This is a genomic window from Borrelia hermsii DAH (genome assembly GCF_023035675.1).
In the GTDB taxonomy this organism is placed as follows: Bacteria; Spirochaetota; Spirochaetia; order Borreliales; family Borreliaceae; genus Borrelia; species Borrelia hermsii.
The window spans coordinates 895,146-915,565 of sequence record NZ_CP073136.1; the positions used below are offsets into that span (position 1 = coordinate 895,146).

Here is a 20,420-nt window from a genome sequence, read left to right on the forward strand (position 1 = left end):
TATTGTATAATTATTTGGATATTTTAGAATATGGAGATTTGTATGGAACGTTATGTTTCAATTGATGTTGGAGGTACTAATACTAAATATTCTCTTGCAGATAGTAGCGGTAATTTCCTTGATAAGCATGAAGTTAAATCAGGGACTACTCCTGATGAGCAAGTTGGTATTTTAGTCGATATAATTAATTCTTACAAAAGGGAAGAAAATATTAAAGGTGTTGCAATTTGCATGCCTGGATTTGTTGATCCTAAGGGAATTGTGATTAGAGTAAATGCTATTAAAGGATTTACGAATTATCCTTTAAAGGAAAAACTTGAGACTTTAACAGGGATTAATGTTGAGATTGAAAATGATGCTAATTGTGTGGCTTTAGCAGAAAAATTTAAAGGTAATGCTATTCATTATAATGATTTTATTGCTTTAACTCTTGGAACAGGAATTGGTGCTGGGATATTTATGAATGGAAAACTTTTAAGGGGCTGTTCTTTTATGTCCGGTGAGATTGGATTTATGATTATTAGAGGACTTAGCAATAATATTCCTTTTAATTGTAGATGGGAATCTATAGCTTCTGTTGCGGCTTTGAGGAAGAGAGTTGCTCAGCGTTTGGAAATGGAGTTTGATAAGGTTTCTGGAGAATATGTTTTTGAGCTTGCCGATAGTGGTAATGTGCACGCTAGGAATGAAATTGAGCATTTTTTTGAGACTTTGTCATTTGGAATTTTTAATTTAACTTTTATTTTAAATCCTGCAAAAATCTTAATTGGAGGCGGCATAAGTTCAAGACCTGATTTAATAAGTAGAATATATGATAAATTGGAGAATTTATGGTCTTTAGAATTGGCTCATATTTATAATAATGACATCAAGAAACTTGTTGAACTTGAGACAACTAAATTTAATAATGATTCTGGAAAACTTGGAGCATTATATCATTATTTTATTGAAAATAATGTGTTATGTAATTTAGGTGTTTAGGTGATAAGAGAAGCATGTGTTTTTAACGTATTAGAGGCTTTAAATGCTTTTAAGCTTGGTGCTAATAGAATTGAGCTTTGTGAAAATACGACTTGTGGGGGAACTACACCTTCTTATGGCTCCATAAAAGTTTTGAAGGAAGCTTTGGATATTCCTATTGTTGTAATGATTAGGCCAAGGTGTGGTGGTTTTGTGTATTCTAATTTAGAATTTCAAGTCATGAAGGAAGATATTAAGCTTTGTAAGAGTCTTGGAGTGGAGGGTGTAGTGTTTGGCATTTTAAGGAATGATCATGAAATTGACATAGATAGAACTAAAGAGTTGTTAAGTTTATCTTATCCTTTAAAAGTTACTTTTCATAAAGCAGTTGATGAGACTTCTGATATTAGGGCTTCTGTAGCTAATCTTTTAGATATTGGCGTTAATAGAATATTAACTTCAGGGGGAGGGCTTAAAGCAGAAGATTCACTTATGATACTTCAAGACTTAATATTAATGGCTGGAGAGAAATTAGAAATTATTGTTGCAGGTAAAGTTAGTAAGGATAATATTGAGGGCATTGATACTATTTTGGGTGCTAAAGCTTATCATGGGAGACTTATTGTTGGTGATTTAAATTTATCTTAGGTTTATTGTTGTGTTAATTTAAGTTCAAGTCAATATTTAATGCAGATGTTTGAGGTTCTTCATCTTTGGCTAAGATTAAACTTGTTATGAATTTTTTAATGCTCATTTTGTTAACATTAAATTTAAGTTCCACGGTATTTTGATCTTGTATTTTAGATTTTATAGGACTTGAAATTATTATTTTTGTTGTGCTTTTTAACAGGATTGGTATTAATTTCCTTGATAAAATAGATAGTATTGCTGGGTTATTAGTGTGTAAGTATGCTTTGAAATTATAATCATTGTCACTTTCACTATTTGCAATAAGTATTCCTTTATTAAAAGGAATCAGATTTGTTTTTATGTTATCTGGTATTAATTTAGTGATATCCTTTATCCAAATAAATATTTCATTTTGATTAAGTGTATCAATATATTTTGTTGTTAGTATGTTTTCGCTTTTATGAGTTATTTCTTTTTGATTTATTAGAAATCCTTTTTTATCTTTAGTGGGAGTTACATATATATTTGAATTTTTTATCTTCCATTTTGGATTTGTAAATATATTGCCATGAGATTCAAAATTTGGGTTGTTGTGTATTCCCCAAAAGATATTTTTGGGAAAATTTCCTGTTATTATTGATGAAAAAGTTTCTGGATTTTTTGTGTAACTTAAATATAGGTTGCCAATAGTATTAAGTCCGAGTTTGTATTTTAATTTGAATTCATTGTAGATGAATCTGTTTTTAGATAGATCTATGTAAGCGTATACGTCTGATGATGGGTCTAACAACATAATTGAAGACCTTTTATCTTTAGGTGGAGAGTAAGTTAAAGTTGAACATCCTATAAAAAAAATAGTTATAAAAATGTTGATAATTAATTTGACCATTTTTCAATACCTATTTTTATTAATATTTCATCGTCAAGTTCTACTTTTGTTAGTGCCTTTTCGTTATTAATCTCTATTTTTAGTGTTAAGGTTTCATTTTTAATGTAACTTTCAAATTGACTTATTATTTTTTTAAGTATCTCATTGTTGTCTATGTATAGTATTATTCTGTCACTAACATTGAAGTTATTTTCTTTTCTTAAATTTTGTACTTTTCTTATAAGTTCTCTTGAGAGTCCTTTTAAGTATAATTCTTCTGTTATTAGTGCATCTAATCCAATTGTAACAGAATCTTCATTTATTACTTTTAAATTTTCTTTCTCGTGTCTTTCTAAGATTATATCTTTGAGTGTTATATCATATGTATTGTCTTTGATTTTAATTGTATGTTTATTACCATTTATTATTTTTAATATATCTTCGTTGTTCAGTTTCATGATTTCTAATGCTACTGCTTTCATATTTGTGCCGAGCTTACTTCCAAGTTCTCTAAAGTTTGCTTTTGCTTTGTAAGTTACAAGTTCTTCTTCATTGGATTTTATTTTTATTTCTTCTGAATTAATTTCCTCGAGTATTATTTCTTTCATTTCACTTAGTATTTGTTGTTCTTTTTGATCTTTGGTTACAATATAGATTGTGCTGATGGGTTTTCGTATTTTGATGTTATGTGATGCTCTTAGTGCTCTTGCAATTGAAACCACTTTTCTTATAAAGTTCATCTTCTCTTCAAGATCTATGTTAATAAGTTCTTTGATCTCTTGTGGATATTCGTTTAGATGGATTGATTCTTTTTCATCTTTTGTTTTCAGATTTTGATAAATTTCTTCTGTTAAGAATGGAATAAATGGTGCAAGCATCAACATTAAGTTCTTTAGTGCATAGTATAGCGTTTCATAGGCATCAATCTTATCATTATCATTCTCAGATTTCCAGAACCTTCTTCTTGATCTTCTGATGTACCAATTATTTAGCTTATCTATAAATGCAAGAAGTTCTTCTATTGATTTTGTTAAATTATATTTATCTATTTCTTCATTTAATGTTTTTTTCAGACTTTCAATTTCGCTAATTATCCATTTATCAAGGATATTAGTTTTGTATAGAACTATGTTACTGTTAGGTTCAAATTTATCAATTATTGCGTAGGTTATGAAAAATGAATAAGCATTCCAGATAGGGATTATAATATTCTTTAAAACATCTTTAACCCCATCATCGCTGTATTTTAAGTCATCAGCTCTTACTACGGGACTCATTACTAGATAGAGTCTTAAAGCATCAGCCCCAAATGTGTTTATTACTTCCATTGGATCTGTATAATTTCTAAGTGATTTTGACATTTTTCTTCCATCACTAGATAGTACTAGTCCATTAACTATTACATTTTTAAATGCTGTCTGTTCGAAAAGAGCAGTGCCTAGGATTGTTAATGTATAAAACCATCCTCTTGTTTGATCTAAACCCTCTGCAATAAAATCAGCAGGGAAAATATCATGGAATTTATCTTTATCTTTAAATGGATAATGCTTACTTGCGTAAGGCATAGAACCAGATTCAAACCAGCAGTCTAGAACCTCACTTGTGCGAACATATGTACCGCCGTATTGACTTGGCCAAGTGATTTTATCAATTTTATCTTTATGTAAGTCATTCACCTTTTGTCCTGAGAGTCTTTCAAGTTCTTCTTTAGAGCCTATACATATTTTGTTTCCTGTTTTTGAACATATCCATACTGGTATTGGATTCCCCCAAAATCTGTTTCTACTTATTGCCCAATCTCGTGCATTTTCTAACCATTTACCAAATCGTCCTTTTTTTAGGTGTGAAGGTATCCAGTTTATTTGCTCATTTGATTTTATGAGTTTTTCTTTTATTGCTTCAATATTTACAAACCATGAGCTTATGGGTCTGTAAATTAGAGGTGAATTTGTTCTGTAGCAAAATGGATATCTGTGTAAAAAGTTTTCCCGTTTGAATAAAAGATTCATTGATTTTAATTTTTCTATTATTTTATTATCTGCATCTTTAACAAATAGTCCTTCAAAATCTTTTACTTCGTTTGTAAATCTGCATTCGGCATCTATAGGTGTTATCATATCAGTTTTTGTATTTTTTTTGAGTATGTTATAGTCTTCTTCTCCAAAGGGTGCGATATGTACTATTCCTGTTCCATCATCAGTTGTGACATATTCTGCTGTATGAATCCTGAAAGCCCCTTTATTCCTTTGACTTAAAAAATAGTCAAATACGGGTTCATATTCTATTCCTTTAATATGCTCACCTTTAAATTGTTCTATTACTGTATATGTTTTGTCATCTTTATAATAGTGATTTAATCTTTTTGTGCCTATTATGAATGTTTCGTTTTTTTCTTTATCGAATATTTTAGAGTAATCTATGTCTCTACCAACAGCAATTCCAAGATTTGTAGGTAATGTCCAAGGAGTTGTCGTCCATGCGAGCAAGTATTCATTTTTATCTTTGATTTTAAATTTTATAGTTAGTGATGGGTCATGAACTTCTTTATACTCGCCAAGATTAACCTCAAAGTTTGAAAGAGGAGTTGCAAGTTTCGGAGAATATGGTAATACATAGTAACTTTCATAAATTAAACCCTTATTGTAAAGTGTTTGAAATACCCACCATACAGATTCCATGAAGGTTGTATCCATTGTTTTGTAATTATGTTCAAAATCTACCCATCTACCTAATCTTGAAATTGTTTTTTGCCATTCTTTTGTGTATCTAAGAACTATATTTTTGCATTCCTCATTAAATTTATCAACCCCATATTTTTCTATTTCGTATCTTCCAGAGATTTGTAAAGATTTCTCTACTTCATACTCTACGGGTAAACCATGAGTATCCCATCCAAAATATCTCTTAACATGTTTTCCTTTCATTGTTTTATATCTTGGGATTATATCTTTAATTGTATTTGGAACAAAATGCCCAAAATGTGGAAGTCCTGTTGCAAATGGTGGACCATCATAAAATGTAAATTCTTCACAACCTTCTCTTTGTTGCATTGATTTTTCGAAGATTTTATTATCATTCCAAAATTTTAATACTTTTTCTTCTATCTTCGGAAAGTTTACTTTGCTTTCTACTTTCTTGAACATAAGATTTCCTTTTGTTTGATTTTTATATTATTTTGGTCTAAATATATTTTTATTAGATTAATATTGGGATTTTTAAATATTTGATTGATAATTTTTTCTTCTATTTGTTCTTTTATTGCATTTAAAACACTTCTTGCACCAGAATTTTTATCATAATATTTTTCAATTATATGGTTCTGGAGAGCTTCATCAATTTCTATTTTAATGTTTTTGAGGCTAAATTTTTTAGTGAGTTCTTTGCAATAGTTACTATAAATTAGGATAAGATCTTCTTCTTTTAAGACATTAAGGATTATTTTTTTTTGTATTTTATCTAGTAGTGATGATTTGAATCTTGTTTTAAGCTCATTGTTGATTTCGCTTTTGATATTTATATTATTGTCTGTCTTGTTAAATCCAATACTTCCTTTTCCAAGTAGTGTTTTAGCGCCAATAGATGTACTTAAAACAATAATGGCATTTTTAAAAGATATTTTATCTTCTTTACTACTAATTAACTCCCCATTTTCAAGTATTTGTTCTATTATAGTAAGTACGCAATTATGCGCATGTTCGATATTTTCAAGTATAATAAAGGCCCTAGGATTATGTTTTAATCTGTTTATTAAAATACCACCATCAGCATAGCCTGCATATCCTGGATTTGTTCCTATTAGCTTTGATATGGAAGTTTCTTCTCTATAGTCTGACATGTCTAGCTTTAATATTGAGTTTTGATCTTCAATAATGATGTTTGATATTGTTTTTGCTATCATTGTCTTTCCACATCCGCTTGAACCTATGAGTAATATTGATGTTAAAGGTTGCATATTGTTATTGATGCCAAGTTTTGTTTTGACCATTTCTATAATTATTTCATTTATAGCACATTCTTGCCCAATTATTTTTTCTTTTATGTGTATTGCTTCTGCTTTAAGAGTGTCAATTTCTTCTGTGATGTTAGATTTTATCTTAATATTTAATAGTTCATCTGTTGCGCTTTTAATATCCTCTACATTAATTATCTTTTTATCAATTTCCTTTTGTTTTTTCTGTGCCCCGGCAATGTCAATTAGATCAATTGCTTTATCGGGAAATCTTTTGTTAATTAGATATTGTGATGATAGCTTGATGACATTTTCTATGGCTTCCTTTTCATAAGTGACACCGTGATAGTCTTCAAAGTTTTTTATTATGTTGTTGATTATGTTAAGGGTTTCTTGTTCATCGGGTTCTTTGATTGATATTGTTTGAAATCTTCTAGTAAATGCTTTGTCTTGAGAAATATGTTTTCTATATTCATCATAAGTTGTTGCGCCTATGATTTGTATTGCAGAGCGGGATAAAACAGGTTTTAAAATATTTGCTGCATCAATAGAACCTTCAGAGTTTCCAGCCCCTATTAGAGTATGTATTTCATCAATAAATATTATTATGTCTTTATTGTTTTTGATGGATTTAATTATGTTATTTAATCTTTCTTCGAATTCACCTCTATATTTTGTTCCTGAGACTAGATCAGAAGTGTCAATTTGTAGTATTACTTTATTTTGTAATTGGCTTTTTATTTCTTTATTCGCAATTTTGATGGCAAGTCCTTCAACAATTGCCGTTTTACCAACTCCAGGTTCTCCTATTAGGATTGTGCTATTTTTATTTCGTCGTTCAAGTATGTTTATTAATGCTTGGATTTCTTTCTCACGACCGACTAGAGGATCAAGTTTTTTTTCCTTTGCAAGTGTTGTTAAGTTTTTAACATATCTGTCAATTTCAAAGTAGTCATTTGTAAGTCTTATTTCATCTTCGAATTCTTTATATGTTTCAATTAACCTTATCTTGTCTATGCTTGTTATCATATTCTCTTCATTAAAGTTGAAGCTTAATTTATTGAGTTTATATTTCTTTAAAAGTTTTTTCGTTTTTAGAATTTGATAAAAAATCTCTTTTATTCCTATTGAAGATTTAGACTTAAATTCTTTTTTGGTTTGTTCAATAAGAATGAAAATTTCTCTGTTTATCTTTGGAATTATAATTTCCTCAGCACCGATTAAAACTTTTTCTAACTTTTCTATTTCACATAATGTATCTTGTTTGATATTTTTTAAAGTTTTTGTATCTATATTTTTTATTTCAGATTTCTTAGGGCAGACTAGTATAGACATTAATAGATGCCACATTGAAACTTCTCTATTTTTATTTTTTCTAGCAACTTCTCTCGCGGATACTTCGACTAGGTTTATTAAGTTTTCTGCTATATTAATACTTTTCTATCTCCATCTTTATATTATTCATTATATCAAAAATATTATTTTTTTTTTCGTATCTTGAATATATGGATACATAAAATTTAATTTTTGACTCTGTTCCAGATGGTCTAATGGTTATTTCTATTCCGTTTTCTAATAAAAATTTTATTGCATTTGTAGTATGTTTGTATTCCTTTATTTTATGTACATTTCCATTTATATCGGTTTCTTTTAATGTTTTGTAGTCTAACTTTTTGATTATATTAATTCCTGCAAATTTTTTCTTAACTTCATTTCTAAATTTTGATATTAAGTCTTCTTTTAAAAAGTCACCATTACTTTCTTGAAAACTTTTATTAATTATAAAGTCTTCGTAATATCCAAGTTCTTTGTACATTTCTTGAAGATATGTTCCTATTGTTATTTGGTTCTTTTTTAGTGTAAACATTAAGTCGCAAAATCCTTTAATGGCTGAAAATGCATCTTTATCTCTAGTTCCAGTTCCGATTAGGTATCCATGACTTTCTTCACATCCAAAAATAAATTTTTTGTTTGGTTCTTTTGTTTTCATCTCATCTATTAAGTGTCCTATCCATTTAAATCCCGTATATGTTCTAAATAATGTTGAGTTATATTTTTGTGATATCTTATCTAACATTGGCGTTGTAACGAAAGAAGCTATTGTAAATACATTGTTGGGATTTTCTTCTATAGATAATAAGTAATGCATTAAAATGCATGCAATTTGGTTACCATTTAGAATTTTCCATTCTTTACCTTCATTGAAAGCTATGCCCATTCTATCAGCATCTGGGTCGGTTGCAAATGCAATATCACAATTTTTTCTTTTTGCAAGTTCTATTACTCTGGACATGGCTACATGTTCTTCGGGATTAGGATAGTTAACTGTAGGAAATTCTGGATCAGGGTTTATTTGACTTGGTTCAGTTAGAAGTTCTACTTGACTGCCTTTAAATAAATTCTTTATCATTGTTCCGCCTGTCCCATGCAAAGGAGTATATGCTACTCTTAAGTTTATGTTTTTGCTTTTTTTGTTAAAATTAGGGAATTCTTCATTTACTTTTTCTATGTACATCATATCAAGCTCATCATTAATTTCAGTTATTGCTTGCGTATTTATGCCTTCTTCCTTTGTAAGTGTATTTTTAATTTTAGATACTTTTTTAATTTCCGATATTATTCGTGTGTCATGAGGGGGTATTACCTGAGCTCCCCCTTTCCAATACACTTTATATCCATTGTATTCTTTTGCATTATGACTTGCTGTTATCATTATTCCAAGATCGCAATCTAATTTTCTAACTGTATATGATAATTGGGGTGTTGACCTTAGATGTTTGTATATGTAAACTTTAAGGCCATTTGATGCAAAAATTTCAGCAGCGTTATATGCAAATTCTTTTGAGAAGTATCTTGAATCATAACTTATTGCAACTTTAGGATTTTGTGTTATTTCAAGGATATAATTAGCAATTCCTTGACTTGCTTTTGCAATATTATAGGTGTTGATATAATATGTTCCAGCTCCAATAATGCCTCTCATTCCAGCAGTTCCAAATTCTAGCTCTTTATAAAATCTATTGTATATTTTTCCCTCATTATTTTCATTGAGTAATCTTATTGCTTCATCTTTAAAGTATTTGTTTTTTTCAAGTTGAATATATTTTTCTAATTTTTTTTTAAGTTTGTTATTTTCCATGCTATTTTCCTTTATTTTCTTATTCAAGAATTTATAATTAAATTATAAAATAATGATATATGAGTATAATATATAAGTATAGAATATATGGAATTAGTTGTTATCTTTTGATCTATAATCTTTTTATTTGAGGTTTTCATGCGATTTTGTTTAAAGTCTGATTATTCTCCTGCTGGTGATCAACCAAAAGCAATAAGAGAAATTAAGGAATCTATTCTACTTGATAATAAATATCAGACTTTAAAGGGTGTTACAGGTAGTGGTAAAACTTTTACAATAGCTAATATTATTAGAGATTTAGAGCGACCTTCTTTGATAATTAGTCATAATAAAACTTTGGCCGCACAACTTTATAGGGAATTTAAGGACTTTTTTCCAGATAATGCAGTTGAGTATTTCGTTTCTTATTATGATTATTATCAGCCTGAATCTTATGTCCCATCAAAAGATTTATATATAGAAAAGGAAGCCACTATTAATGAGGATATTGAAATAAAGAGGATAAGGACAGTTACATCTCTTTCTAGAAGACGAGATGTTATTGTTGTTGCTACAGTTTCTTCAATTTATGCACTAGGTTCCCCAGAATTTTTTAAGAGTGCTGCTTATGCTTTTTTTGTAGGGCAAAAGATTTCTATTAAGGAGATAGCAGATATTTTTGTTAAGCTTCAGTATGAGAGAACTCTTATGAATCTTGAACATGATAAGTTTTCTATTAAAGGTGATCTCATTGAGATATGGCCTAGTAATGAGCATGGTGATTTTGCATATAGAATTTATTTGGATTTTGATAATATTATTAGGATAAACAGAATTAGTCCACTTACAAAAAAGATTTTAGGAATTACTGATGAATTTACTCTTTTTGCTAAGTCTTATTTTGTTATTCCTTATGAAAACATATTGAATGCTCTTCCTAAAATACAGGCGGATTTAGAAATGCAATATCTTTATTTTAAGGAAAGTGGTAAGCTTGTTGAGGCTGAGAGACTTAGGCAAAGAGTGGAATATGATATTGAAATGTTAAGAGAAACTGGGTCTTGTCAGGGTATAGAGAATTATTCTAAATACTTTGGTGATAGTGAAATGAATAGACCCTATTGTCTTTTTGATTTTTTTCCTAAGGATTATTTGCTCTTTATTGATGAATCTCATGTTACTTTGCCTCAGTTTAGAGGAATGTATAATGGCGATTATTCAAGAAAATTAAATCTTGTAAATTTTGGATTTAGACTTCCATCAGCACTTGAGAATAGACCCCTTAAATATCATGAGTTTGAAGCTTTAATGAATCAGGCTGTTTTTGTTTCAGCAACTCCTGGTCTTGAAGAGCGTGAAAAGAGCAGTGTTATTGTTGAGCAGATAATACGTCCAACAGGTCTTGTTGATCCAGAAATTATTATTAGAGTTTCAGACGGGCAGATGGAAGATCTTTATAATGAAGTTCAAAAAAGAATAGCTTTAAATGAAAAGGTTTTAATTACAACTCTGACTAAAAAAATGGCTGAGGATTTAACAGATTATTTACTTACTCTTGATATAAAGGCTAGATATTTGCATGCAGAGTTTAATGCTATTGAGAGAGTAGATATTATTACATCTCTTAGAAGATCAGAAATCGATGTTATTGTGGGAATTAATTTGTTAAGGGAAGGTTTAGATATCCCTGAGGTTTCTCTTGTTATTATACTAGATGCTGACAAGGTAGGATTTTTAAGATCGACCGCTTCGCTGATTCAAATGATTGGTAGAGCTGCTAGAAACTCAAATGGGTGTGTTATAATGTACTATGATCAAGTAAGTTCTGCAATGCAAGAAGCTATTGAGGAAACCAATAGAAGACGGGATATTCAGATTGAATACAATAAAAAAAATAATATTGTTCCAAAAACTATTATTAAAAAAGTACAAAATATTTTAGAAAAAGAATTAAAAAATGAAACTGTTGATTATAACATTAAAAGAATTATTTCCGATGACAAATTATCTAAAAAGGATCTTATCATTAAGCTTAAGTTTAAACTTGAAGAAGCAGTTAGTGATGAGAGATTTGAGGATGCTATCTTTTTACGAGATAAAATAAAAGAACTTGTAAAGGGATGATATTTTTTTGAAAGGAGTTTATATTTTTGAAGGAAAAAATTACTGTCAGGGGTGCCAAGGAGCATAATTTAAAAAATATTAATGTTGATATTCCAAGAAATAGTTTGGTAGTGATATCTGGGAAGAGTGGTTCTGGTAAGTCGTCTTTGGCTTTTGATACAATTTTTGCAGAAGGTCAGAGAAGATATATGGAATCTGTGTCGTCTTATGCAAGACAATTTTTGGGAATAATGAAGAAACCCAACGTTGAATATATAGGAGGACTCTCTCCTGCTATTTCAATTGAACAGAGGACAATAAGCAGTAATCCAAGGTCAACTGTTGGTACAATTACTGAAATTTATGATTATTATAGATTGTTATTTGCAAAAATTGGTAAGCCATATTGTCCAAAAGATGGAAGTTTGATTGAGGAGCAATCTTTAGATAATATGATTAATACTGTTTTAAGCTATGCTGAGGGATCTAAGGTTGTATTATTTGCTCCTATTGTTAGGGGTGCTAAGGGTACTCATAAAAAAGAGCTTGAAAGGATATTAAATCAAGGGTTTAATAGAGTAAGAGTGGACTTTCAAGATTATTTGATAGAAGATGCTGTTAATTTGAGTTTAGATAAAAATAAGAAACATAATATTGAAATTATAGTAGACCGAATAAAATTGAGTAGTGATGTAAGAATTAGGCTTTCAGAATCTATTGAGACTGCTTTATCGGTTTCTAATGGGTATTTACGTGTGGAGATTGAAAATGATTTTGAAAAAATAGATAAAATCTTTACAGAGCATAATAGTTGTCCTTTGTGTGGGTTTTCTCTTCCTGCAATAGAACCGAGGCTTTTTTCATTTAATAGTCCATTTGGAGCTTGTAATGAATGTTCTGGCCTTGGTGTTACACTTGACTTTGATTTTGAAAAAATTTGTCCTAATTTGAAGCTTTCTTTTAATGATGATGCATTTATTACCTTTAAACCCAGTTCATCTTGGGCTTTAGCTATTTTTAAGGGACTTGCTAAGCATTATGGTTTCAGTTTAGATACTCCTATAGAAGATATTCCTGAAGATATTCTTAGAAAGATTTTATATGGCGCTAATGAAAAGATAGATTTTATCTATAAGCCTAAGGAAATGGGTAGTAAAGATATAGATGGTGGTTTTTATTATGCTAAAGAATTTGAGGGCCTTATTCCTCTTTTAAAGAGGCGTTATCTTGCAACTGAATCTGAGAGTGCTAGATTCTTTTATGAGGGTTTAATGTCTCGCAGAATTTGTAATTCTTGCAAAGGTAAGCGGTTAAGCCTTGGAGCTTTATCTGTTAAATTGGGCGGCAAAGATATTCAAGAACTTAGTAATCTTTCTGTTATAGATTCTTATTCGTTTTTTGAGAAGATTGAACTTGATGAGCTTAGGACAAAAATTTCTAAAGAAATTTTAAAAGAAATTAAGAGCAGGCTGAAATTTTTAATTGATGTTGGACTTTCTTATTTATATTTAGATAGAATGTCTGGAACCCTTTCAGGAGGAGAGGCTCAACGAATTAGACTTGCTACTCAAATAGGTTCAGCTCTTGCTGGGGTTCTTTATGTACTTGATGAGCCTAGTATTGGATTGCACCAAAGAGATAATGAGAAATTAATAAGTACACTTGTTAATTTGAAAGAACTTGGCAATACGGTAATTGTTGTGGAGCATGATGAGCAAACTTTACGCACCGCTGACTATATTATCGATGTTGGGCCTGGAGCTGGGATTTATGGTGGAGAGATAGTTGCTAAGGGAACCTTATCTGATATTTTAAGTAATGAGAATAGTTTGACTGGTAAGTATTTAAGCGGTCAACTTAAAATAGAAGTTCCAAAAACAAGACGTAAGGCAGGAAAAGCTGAAATTGTACTCTTGAATGCTAATAAAAATAATTTAAAGAATATTAATGTGCGCATTCCTTTGGGAGTTTTTACTGTAATAACGGGAGTTTCTGGTAGTGGAAAGAGTACCCTTCTTAATGAGGTATTATATCCTGCTCTTGATAGTAGGTTAAAATCCAATACAAGTTATTTTGATGGCTTTGAGGATATCATTGGGTATGATCAAATTGATAAGGTTATTCAGATAAACCAAAAACCAATAGGCAAGACCCCAAGATCAAATCCTGCAACTTATGTTGGATTTTTTACAGAGATTAGAGAACTATTTGCAAAGCTTCCAGAGTCTAGAGCAAGGGGATTTAAGGCCGGTAGATTTTCTTTTAATGTTAAGGGTGGGCGTTGTGAAAAGTGTCAGGGTGATGGGTATTTAAATATTCAGATGCATTTTTTGCCCGATGTTTTTGTTCCTTGTGATTTGTGTAAGGGTAAAAAATTTAATGAAGAAACCTTGGAGATTAGGTATAAGGGGAAAAATATTTATGATGTTTTGGAAATGAGTGTTATTGAAGCTAAAGATTTTTTTGAAAATATTCCAAGAGTTAATCATTATTTAAACATTTTAAAAGAAGTGGGACTTGAATATATTAAATTAGGTCAAGCATCGACAACCCTTTCAGGAGGAGAGGCTCAGCGGATCAAATTGGCTTTTGAGCTTGGTAAGAGGAGTACAGGAAAGACTTTTTATATTATTGATGAACCAACAACAGGTTTGCATTTTGATGATATAAGAAAATTGTTAGAGGTATTGCAATTGCTTGTTCAAAATGGAAATACCGTAGTTCTTATAGAACATAATTTAGATGTGATTAAACAGGCGGATTATATAATAGACTTAGGTCCTGAGGGTGGAGTATCTGGAGGAAATATTGTTGTATCTGGAACTCCTGAAGAGGTTTCAAAATGCAAGAGTTCCTATACGGGAATGTTTTTAAAAACTCTTTTGTAATATTATTTTTAGTAAGTATTTTTAATTACTTGATTTTATTTGCTCAAGATGTTAATGATAAGAAAAATCTTGACGCTAAGAAAACTTTAACTTTAATGCAAAAAGCTAATTTAAAAGAACTTGAGCTTTCTAGTGATGAAGATTTGCAAAAATGGGCGCTAAAAGAAGGTATTCAAGAGAAAGATGTCTCTAGGATAAAGGCATTACTTTTGGAAAAATTTGGTATATCTCCTGATCTTTTTTCAAAAGATGTCAAAGATGTAGGCAGATATAAAATAATTATTGAGAGTACGGATAATCTTGAAAATTTTACTTATGAGATTACTGGGGATGAAACTATCATATTTAAAGGTAGGGTTAGTCTTGTTATTGAAGATATTAAAGATAATAAAAAGCATAACATTAAGGGTGATAAAATTATTTTTAATAAAAAGACTAAGAAGCTTTTTTCTAGTGGGAATGTCGATTATAAGTTTGATTTAAGTGCCAGTGAAAAGTTATATTTTTATGGCAGTGAATTATTTATTGATTTCGATTCTCAGAATTTTATTCTCAAAAATGGAATTGTTCAAAAGAAAATGCATAGAAATTTAGTTGATCATATTGTTTCATTTGGGGGAAAAGTTTTAAGAAGATTGGATAATGATGCAAATATATTAGAAAAAGCTTTTATTACAAGTAGTAAAATTCCAGAACCTTATTATTCTATTAGAGCTTCTAAGATATGGATTTTGCCATCTGGGGATTTTGGTATTCTAAATGCTGTGTTTTATATAGGAAGAGTTCCTATATTTTATATTCCATTCTTTTTTAAACCAGGTGATAGTTTATTTTTTAATCCGTCTTTGGGATATTCTTCAAGGAAAGGTCTTACTCTTTTTAATACTGTTTATTTACTTGGAAAAAAGTCTGTTGATATTGATAAGGTTTCTTTTTTAGATTTTGACTTTCATTCAATATATAATGCGGATAAGAAATCTTATATTAGAAATGGTTATTTAACTTATTTCTTTGCAGAAGATGTTGTCTCTAGGGTTAATAAAGACTATGTTAAATTGATCTTTGATATTTATTCTAATTTGGGATTTTATTCAGGCATTGATTTTGATGTAGGTAGTACTTTAGATTTTTTTAAAACTTTTAAAGGTAGTTTTGGCATAGGTTTGACAAGGACTTTATATAAACATCTCTCTGGTGTCTACCGCCCTTTTAAGAATAATAGTATCAATTACTCTCTTTTTAGTTTTGATAATATAAATAAGGGTGACATATTTGGATTTGAGGTTCCCTTTAGATATTTGTTTACATACAAGTCTGAATTTTCAATCAGTGATGCACTTTTTTCAGTGGTTTTTGAGCATTATTCAGATCCTTATGTGATTATTGACTTTAAAGATAGATTAGAGAGTGCTACATTTTTTTCCGTTTTGAGTCCCCAAAAGGAGTTATCAGAAACAGAAAAGATGATAAAGACATTTGATTGGAATTTATCTTCTTTTTATAATCGGACTTTTGATAATAATTTTCTTGTTGATTATAGATTAAATAATCTTGGATTTACTTTTAAATTGGCAAATTATGATAATATTTTTGGTAAAACTCCCAAAAGTATTCAGGATCCAACTAGGAAATGGTTTTATTTGGAGAGAATTTACCTGCCTTATATCGATTTAAATTTTAAAAGAGATCTTTATAATAACAGTTGGACTTCGTTTTCTGATTCTAAGGATAAAGAAATAATTATGGTGCCTAAGATCAAAAATGTTGAGGATGATGTTGAGGATGGCAAAGGCAAAAGTAATACCAAAAAACTTGAAGAACAAAAAGATTTGACTAAAGATTTATATTTATCCCCTAAGCCAATTGTCTTTAATGATCTTAATAGGCCAGATTCTTTTTATGTAAGATTTGGCATTAATCCTTATTTTAAAAATAGTATATTTTTTGATGATTTTAAATTTAAGTCTCCTCAAGAGTTTAAATATGATGTCAAGACTTATTTGTTTGATATTAAAAATAAAATGAATTTAAACTTGCATGCTGATTTTTATAATCGACTTATTACTTTTGAAGATGTTTTGTATCTTAATACTGTTGAATATAATCCTTTAGACAAAGATTATAATCTAGTCGATAAAGACAAGAAGAGCGAGTATTCAGTTATTAATAAAATTAATTTAGATTTGTTGCCTTTCATGATGTATCCTGCTTTTTCTCGGAGTAGTATTAAGTTTGAGAATAAAATTACTCTTTATTCATTTGACAAAAAGTATGATAGAGATTCTAAAATGTTAAATGGCAAGAGTAATACCGTTTTTTGGAAAAGTCCTGAAACTTTTTATCAAGAAGTTAATTTCGGCTTGATTTATGACTATAGATTTTTTACTACTAGTCTTTCAAGTATACTGAGGAGTACTTTTGAGAGTATATATGCTTCTTCTGAGCTTAAGTTTGCAGTGGAATTTCCTTATTTATTACAAGAAGTAGGTGTTGGAATTAAATATGATAAAAAATTTAAGGAAGAAGAGCAGAAGTCTTTTTTTAAAAAGACAGCTATTAATTTAGAACCTTTAAAACCTATGTCTCCTTATAAAAATCTGGAGATGAATCCTGCTTTGTATTATAAGATAGAGCCTAGATATTTAGATTATTTAAAATTTGTCTTTCTAGCAGCTTATGACCCTTTAATTAATAGGGTGTCTGAACTTTCGTTTAAGGTTAATGCTTATGACTTTAAATTTGAATTTGCGATGAAAAATGATTTTGAGTATAACTATGATAAGCTGATTGGCGATTTTGCGAAGGTAGGATCTACAACTAAGCTTATTCCGTATTCTTTAAGTGCTCAGTATAAAAAAGATTTATATGAATTTAAATTTTCTGATGAAAAATTTTCAATTGGACTAGGAATGGATTCTGGGTGGAGAATGAATTTACAAAAATTTGTCGATAATGAACTTTGGGCTGAATTTACTTTTAAAGTTAGATATACTAAATTTTTTGAATTGAACTTTTCAACTCGTTCTATTAATACAAAAACTTTTAGATACTTTGGAGGATACATGGAGCAGCTTGATCTTGAAACGGTTAATTTTTTCGCGGATCTGTTTAAATCATTTAATTTCTTTAATATTCAGGATAGAAAGGACTCATTATTTAAAATTAAGAAAATTAGTACGAGCTTTAAATTTAATTTTTATGATTGGAAATTTGTCGGAGAGTATAGTTTAAGTCCAGATATTTTAAAGGATAATAGTGGTAGGTATTCTTCTATTTGGAGAAATAATTTTTCAATTTTTATTTCTTGGAATTTCTTCGAACCTATTAAGTCATCATTTGAAAGTAATGCAAGTACTAAGTATGAACTTTTAGTTAACCGTAAATCTGAGAAATAATAAAAAATTTTCTAGATTTAATGGTACTGGCTAAATGTATATTAGAAGAAGTTATCTTGATGGATTTAAACTTTGTTACATTTTTGGGATTCTTGATATCAAGATGTCAATGTGTTGTCAGTTTATTTTGATGATTTCGTTACTGATATTTGTGTATTTAATACAAATGTATTCGTCTGTTGCCTTAATATTGTCTACAATGTATTGAGTATGGAATTTTATTATCTTAAAGCTTATTTTGTATTCATTTGTAAGATTTTGTAGTACAAAAGCTTATGGCTATTTATGCATAATATGTTTTGTTTTAAAGAAGTGTCATTTCACCTTTTATGGAAGCCAAGATCAGCAATATTATTGTCTCCTGATATCAATGATATTTGTCCTCCTTTTTCTTCAAAAACATGTCTTAATTTGGTCACATCTTGAATTAATTTAATAGTATTTTTGTTTAATTTTTTATTGTAAAATCCTTTGGACCAATAATCAATTACGAGTTTGCTATCTCCAAATATGCTTTTTGTGTCTTCTTGTAATGCTATTTTGAGTGCAATATATAATCCCAAAAGTTCGCCATAATTGTTGCTAATTCCGTCAAAGTCTTTGACATAGTAATTATTGTAATCATTAATTAGACTTTGGTCTATTATCTTGTTTAGTATAGATATTCCCTTTTCATTAACAACTCTAATTTCTACTCCTTTGCCCCTTCCAGTTCCAGAGTCGAAGTATATTCCCGTTGGGTAGATATCCGCCTTTCCATTTCTTGAGAGCCAATTTTTTGCTTCTTCTCTTGTTTTAAAGCTTTTTATTTTATTGTTTTGTCCTATGATTTTATTTTTGCATTCTTCCCAAGATGTAAAGATAAATTTTTCATTTTTATTGTTTAGTATGCATGCATAGTATTTTTTCATGTTGAATTAACTCCCTAAGCACCACGCATTAATTATATTGCAAGGTCTGCCAAATCTTTTTTCGTTTGAGCTTTTTATTTCTATTGAATCTTTTATTTCTCTATTATACCCGATAAATTTTTCTCTAAGAGTTGGTTTAATAACTCTTTTTGGTAACATGCTGGGAAATATTCCTGATATTGTATATGACATATAAAAATCGTAAGCAGCTGCGTTTATCTCTCCAGGAGTCACTACGCCGGATACTTCATAGTTTCTTGAGACATCAAGACCAGCTATTCTGTATGCCCGATCAACTACTAATGAACAGTAAGTTTTATGGTGAATCTCTTCAAGATTAATTGAATCACTCCACATGTTAGATGATAACAGAGGCACTATATACCCGAAATTATTGTCAACATATCTGTTTCTGGCAAAATTTATTGCTTTTTGAATGGTTCTTTTATCTGTTATGGGTGAGAATATTTTTAGTATTCTTGATTGTACATAAGTTGTGAGTTTTTCATAGCCTGAGCCTTGAACAGATGCTGTGTCAAATTTGATTTGATTACTTGTGATGACTGATTTTATATCGAAACTGTCTTCTCCTTTAAATACAATTTTTTTTGTATTGTCATATTTTTCAGCATCAAATATTCCTGTGTGTTGCCAAAAATAGAAAAAGTCAATCCAATCTATTTTTGGTTTTATTAATAGTATGTCTCCATGTGATAAGATGGATCTTAGTTTTTGCGGTGTTATTTCTATTCCTGTTTCTGGATCTATGATATTGGGAATTAAGCTGTAGTTATTTTTTGAATAATATAAATCATTGTATTCATCAGCAATTGTTTGTTTTTGTAGTATTTCTGTTATTTTGTTATTTTCAATTTGTAGATGAAGCATGAATTTTTTGAAGTATTGTTTATTTTTAATTTTTAATAATTGATTTGCTATTATGTGAGGAGATATGTATTCTATTCCGTTTATTATATCTTTATTGATAGCATGATTGGTTATGCTTTCTTGGGGGAAAAAAGAATTAGTGTTTTCAAAAGGTATATATCCCATATTTTTTTCATAAAATATTTGTTCTAATGATGCTAAGATTTCTTTTTCTAAATGCATTTGTGATTCTGATAACTCTGTAAAACTTTTATTAACCGAATTTGGTTGAATTTTATCAGATTTTTTTCTAAAACTTGTATCAACTTTAATGATTAAATATCCATTTACATTGCTTTGTTCAAGAAATTTGTGCCATTCTTGTAAATCGTTTAGATGATTTTGATAAGCTAATAGATAGTTTTTTATTTCTTCTATTTTTTGAGGGCTTATTTTTAAATCTATTGCTAGTGTTTTTAATAAATGGGGAGATCCTGTGTGTTCTAATATTGTGTTTATTAGATGTGAGGGTATGTGATATTTGATATATGTCATATTGGTTACGAGGGCATGATTGGGTGGATAATGATGGGTTAAAAAAATAGTATTGGAACCGTTACTTTTGTGATCGCTCTTACCAAATAAAGAGCAGGAACATATTAGGTAGAAGCCTATTAGATTAAATATATGTGCAAGATGTTGCATGTCAATATTTTATCATACTTATAATG

11 protein-coding genes are annotated in these 20,420 nt (G+C 29.4%); 5 read left to right on the forward strand and 6 right to left on the reverse strand.

Going from position 1 to position 20,420, the window contains the following annotated elements; genetic code table 11:
- Nucleotides 1–42 precede the first annotated feature (42 nt).
- The gene (locus tag bhDAH_RS04250) at nucleotides 43–981 is read left to right on the forward strand and encodes an ROK family protein (protein ID WP_043924505.1); all 939 of its coding nucleotides are present in this window, start codon (nucleotides 43–45) and stop codon (nucleotides 979–981) included.
- Complete coding sequence (locus tag bhDAH_RS04255) at nucleotides 982–1,608, forward strand: copper homeostasis protein CutC (RefSeq protein ID WP_012422578.1); 627 nt, start codon at nucleotides 982–984, stop codon at nucleotides 1,606–1,608.
- Between the two features lie 13 nt (nucleotides 1,609–1,621).
- Here bhDAH_RS04255 and bhDAH_RS04260 read toward each other — a convergent pair whose 3' ends face one another.
- The 4 genes from bhDAH_RS04260 to bhDAH_RS04275 all read right to left on the reverse strand — a co-directional run bounded on the left by bhDAH_RS04260 (nucleotide 1,622) and on the right by bhDAH_RS04275 (nucleotide 9,546).
- Entirely contained in the window at nucleotides 1,622–2,479 is an 858-nt protein-coding gene (locus tag bhDAH_RS04260; RefSeq protein ID WP_012422579.1) for a hypothetical protein, read from the reverse strand.
- Nucleotides 2,467–5,601 carry an isoleucine--tRNA ligase gene (gene ileS, locus bhDAH_RS04265; protein WP_012422580.1) on the reverse strand — a complete coding sequence of 1,045 codons (3,135 nt, stop codon included), beginning with the start codon at nucleotides 5,599–5,601 and terminating at the stop codon, nucleotides 2,467–2,469. Before ileS ends, bhDAH_RS04260 begins: the two co-directional genes overlap by 13 nt.
- Entirely contained in the window at nucleotides 5,586–7,757 is a 2,172-nt protein-coding gene (locus tag bhDAH_RS04270) for an AAA family ATPase (RefSeq protein WP_012422581.1), read from the reverse strand. The genes ileS and bhDAH_RS04270 overlap by 16 nt, the downstream gene beginning before the upstream one ends.
- Nucleotides 7,758–7,836: 79 nt before the next feature.
- Entirely contained in the window at nucleotides 7,837–9,546 is a 1,710-nt protein-coding gene (locus tag bhDAH_RS04275; protein ID WP_043924506.1) for a phospho-sugar mutase, read from the reverse strand.
- Between the two features lie 138 nt (nucleotides 9,547–9,684).
- On the opposite strand from bhDAH_RS04275, the gene uvrB reads away from it, so the two are divergent.
- The 3 genes from uvrB to bhDAH_RS04290 are packed head-to-tail and all read left to right on the forward strand — an operon-like array spanning nucleotide 9,685 to nucleotide 17,911.
- Nucleotides 9,685–11,649, forward strand: coding sequence for an excinuclease ABC subunit UvrB (uvrB, locus tag bhDAH_RS04280; protein WP_012422583.1), 1,965 nt, complete (start codon nucleotides 9,685–9,687; stop codon nucleotides 11,647–11,649).
- A gap of 26 nt (nucleotides 11,650–11,675) precedes the next feature.
- Entirely contained in the window at nucleotides 11,676–14,516 is a 2,841-nt protein-coding gene (gene uvrA / locus bhDAH_RS04285; RefSeq protein WP_012422584.1) for an excinuclease ABC subunit UvrA, read from the forward strand.
- A complete protein-coding gene (locus bhDAH_RS04290) occupies nucleotides 14,471–17,911 on the forward strand; it encodes an LPS-assembly protein LptD (RefSeq protein ID WP_012422585.1) in 3,441 nt (1,146 codons plus the stop codon). The genes uvrA and bhDAH_RS04290 overlap by 46 nt, the downstream gene beginning before the upstream one ends.
- A gap of 320 nt (nucleotides 17,912–18,231) precedes the next feature.
- Here the strand turns inward: bhDAH_RS04290 and bhDAH_RS04295 are convergent, their stop codons facing one another.
- Nucleotides 18,232–18,822 carry a ribonuclease H family protein gene (locus bhDAH_RS04295; RefSeq protein WP_012422586.1) on the reverse strand — a complete coding sequence of 197 codons (591 nt, stop codon included), beginning with the start codon at nucleotides 18,820–18,822 and terminating at the stop codon, nucleotides 18,232–18,234.
- Nucleotides 18,823–18,828: 6 nt separating this feature from the next.
- Nucleotides 18,829–20,394 carry a hypothetical protein gene (locus bhDAH_RS04300; RefSeq protein WP_012422587.1) on the reverse strand — a complete coding sequence of 522 codons (1,566 nt, stop codon included), beginning with the start codon at nucleotides 20,392–20,394 and terminating at the stop codon, nucleotides 18,829–18,831.
- Nucleotides 20,395–20,420: the final 26 nt, after the last annotated feature.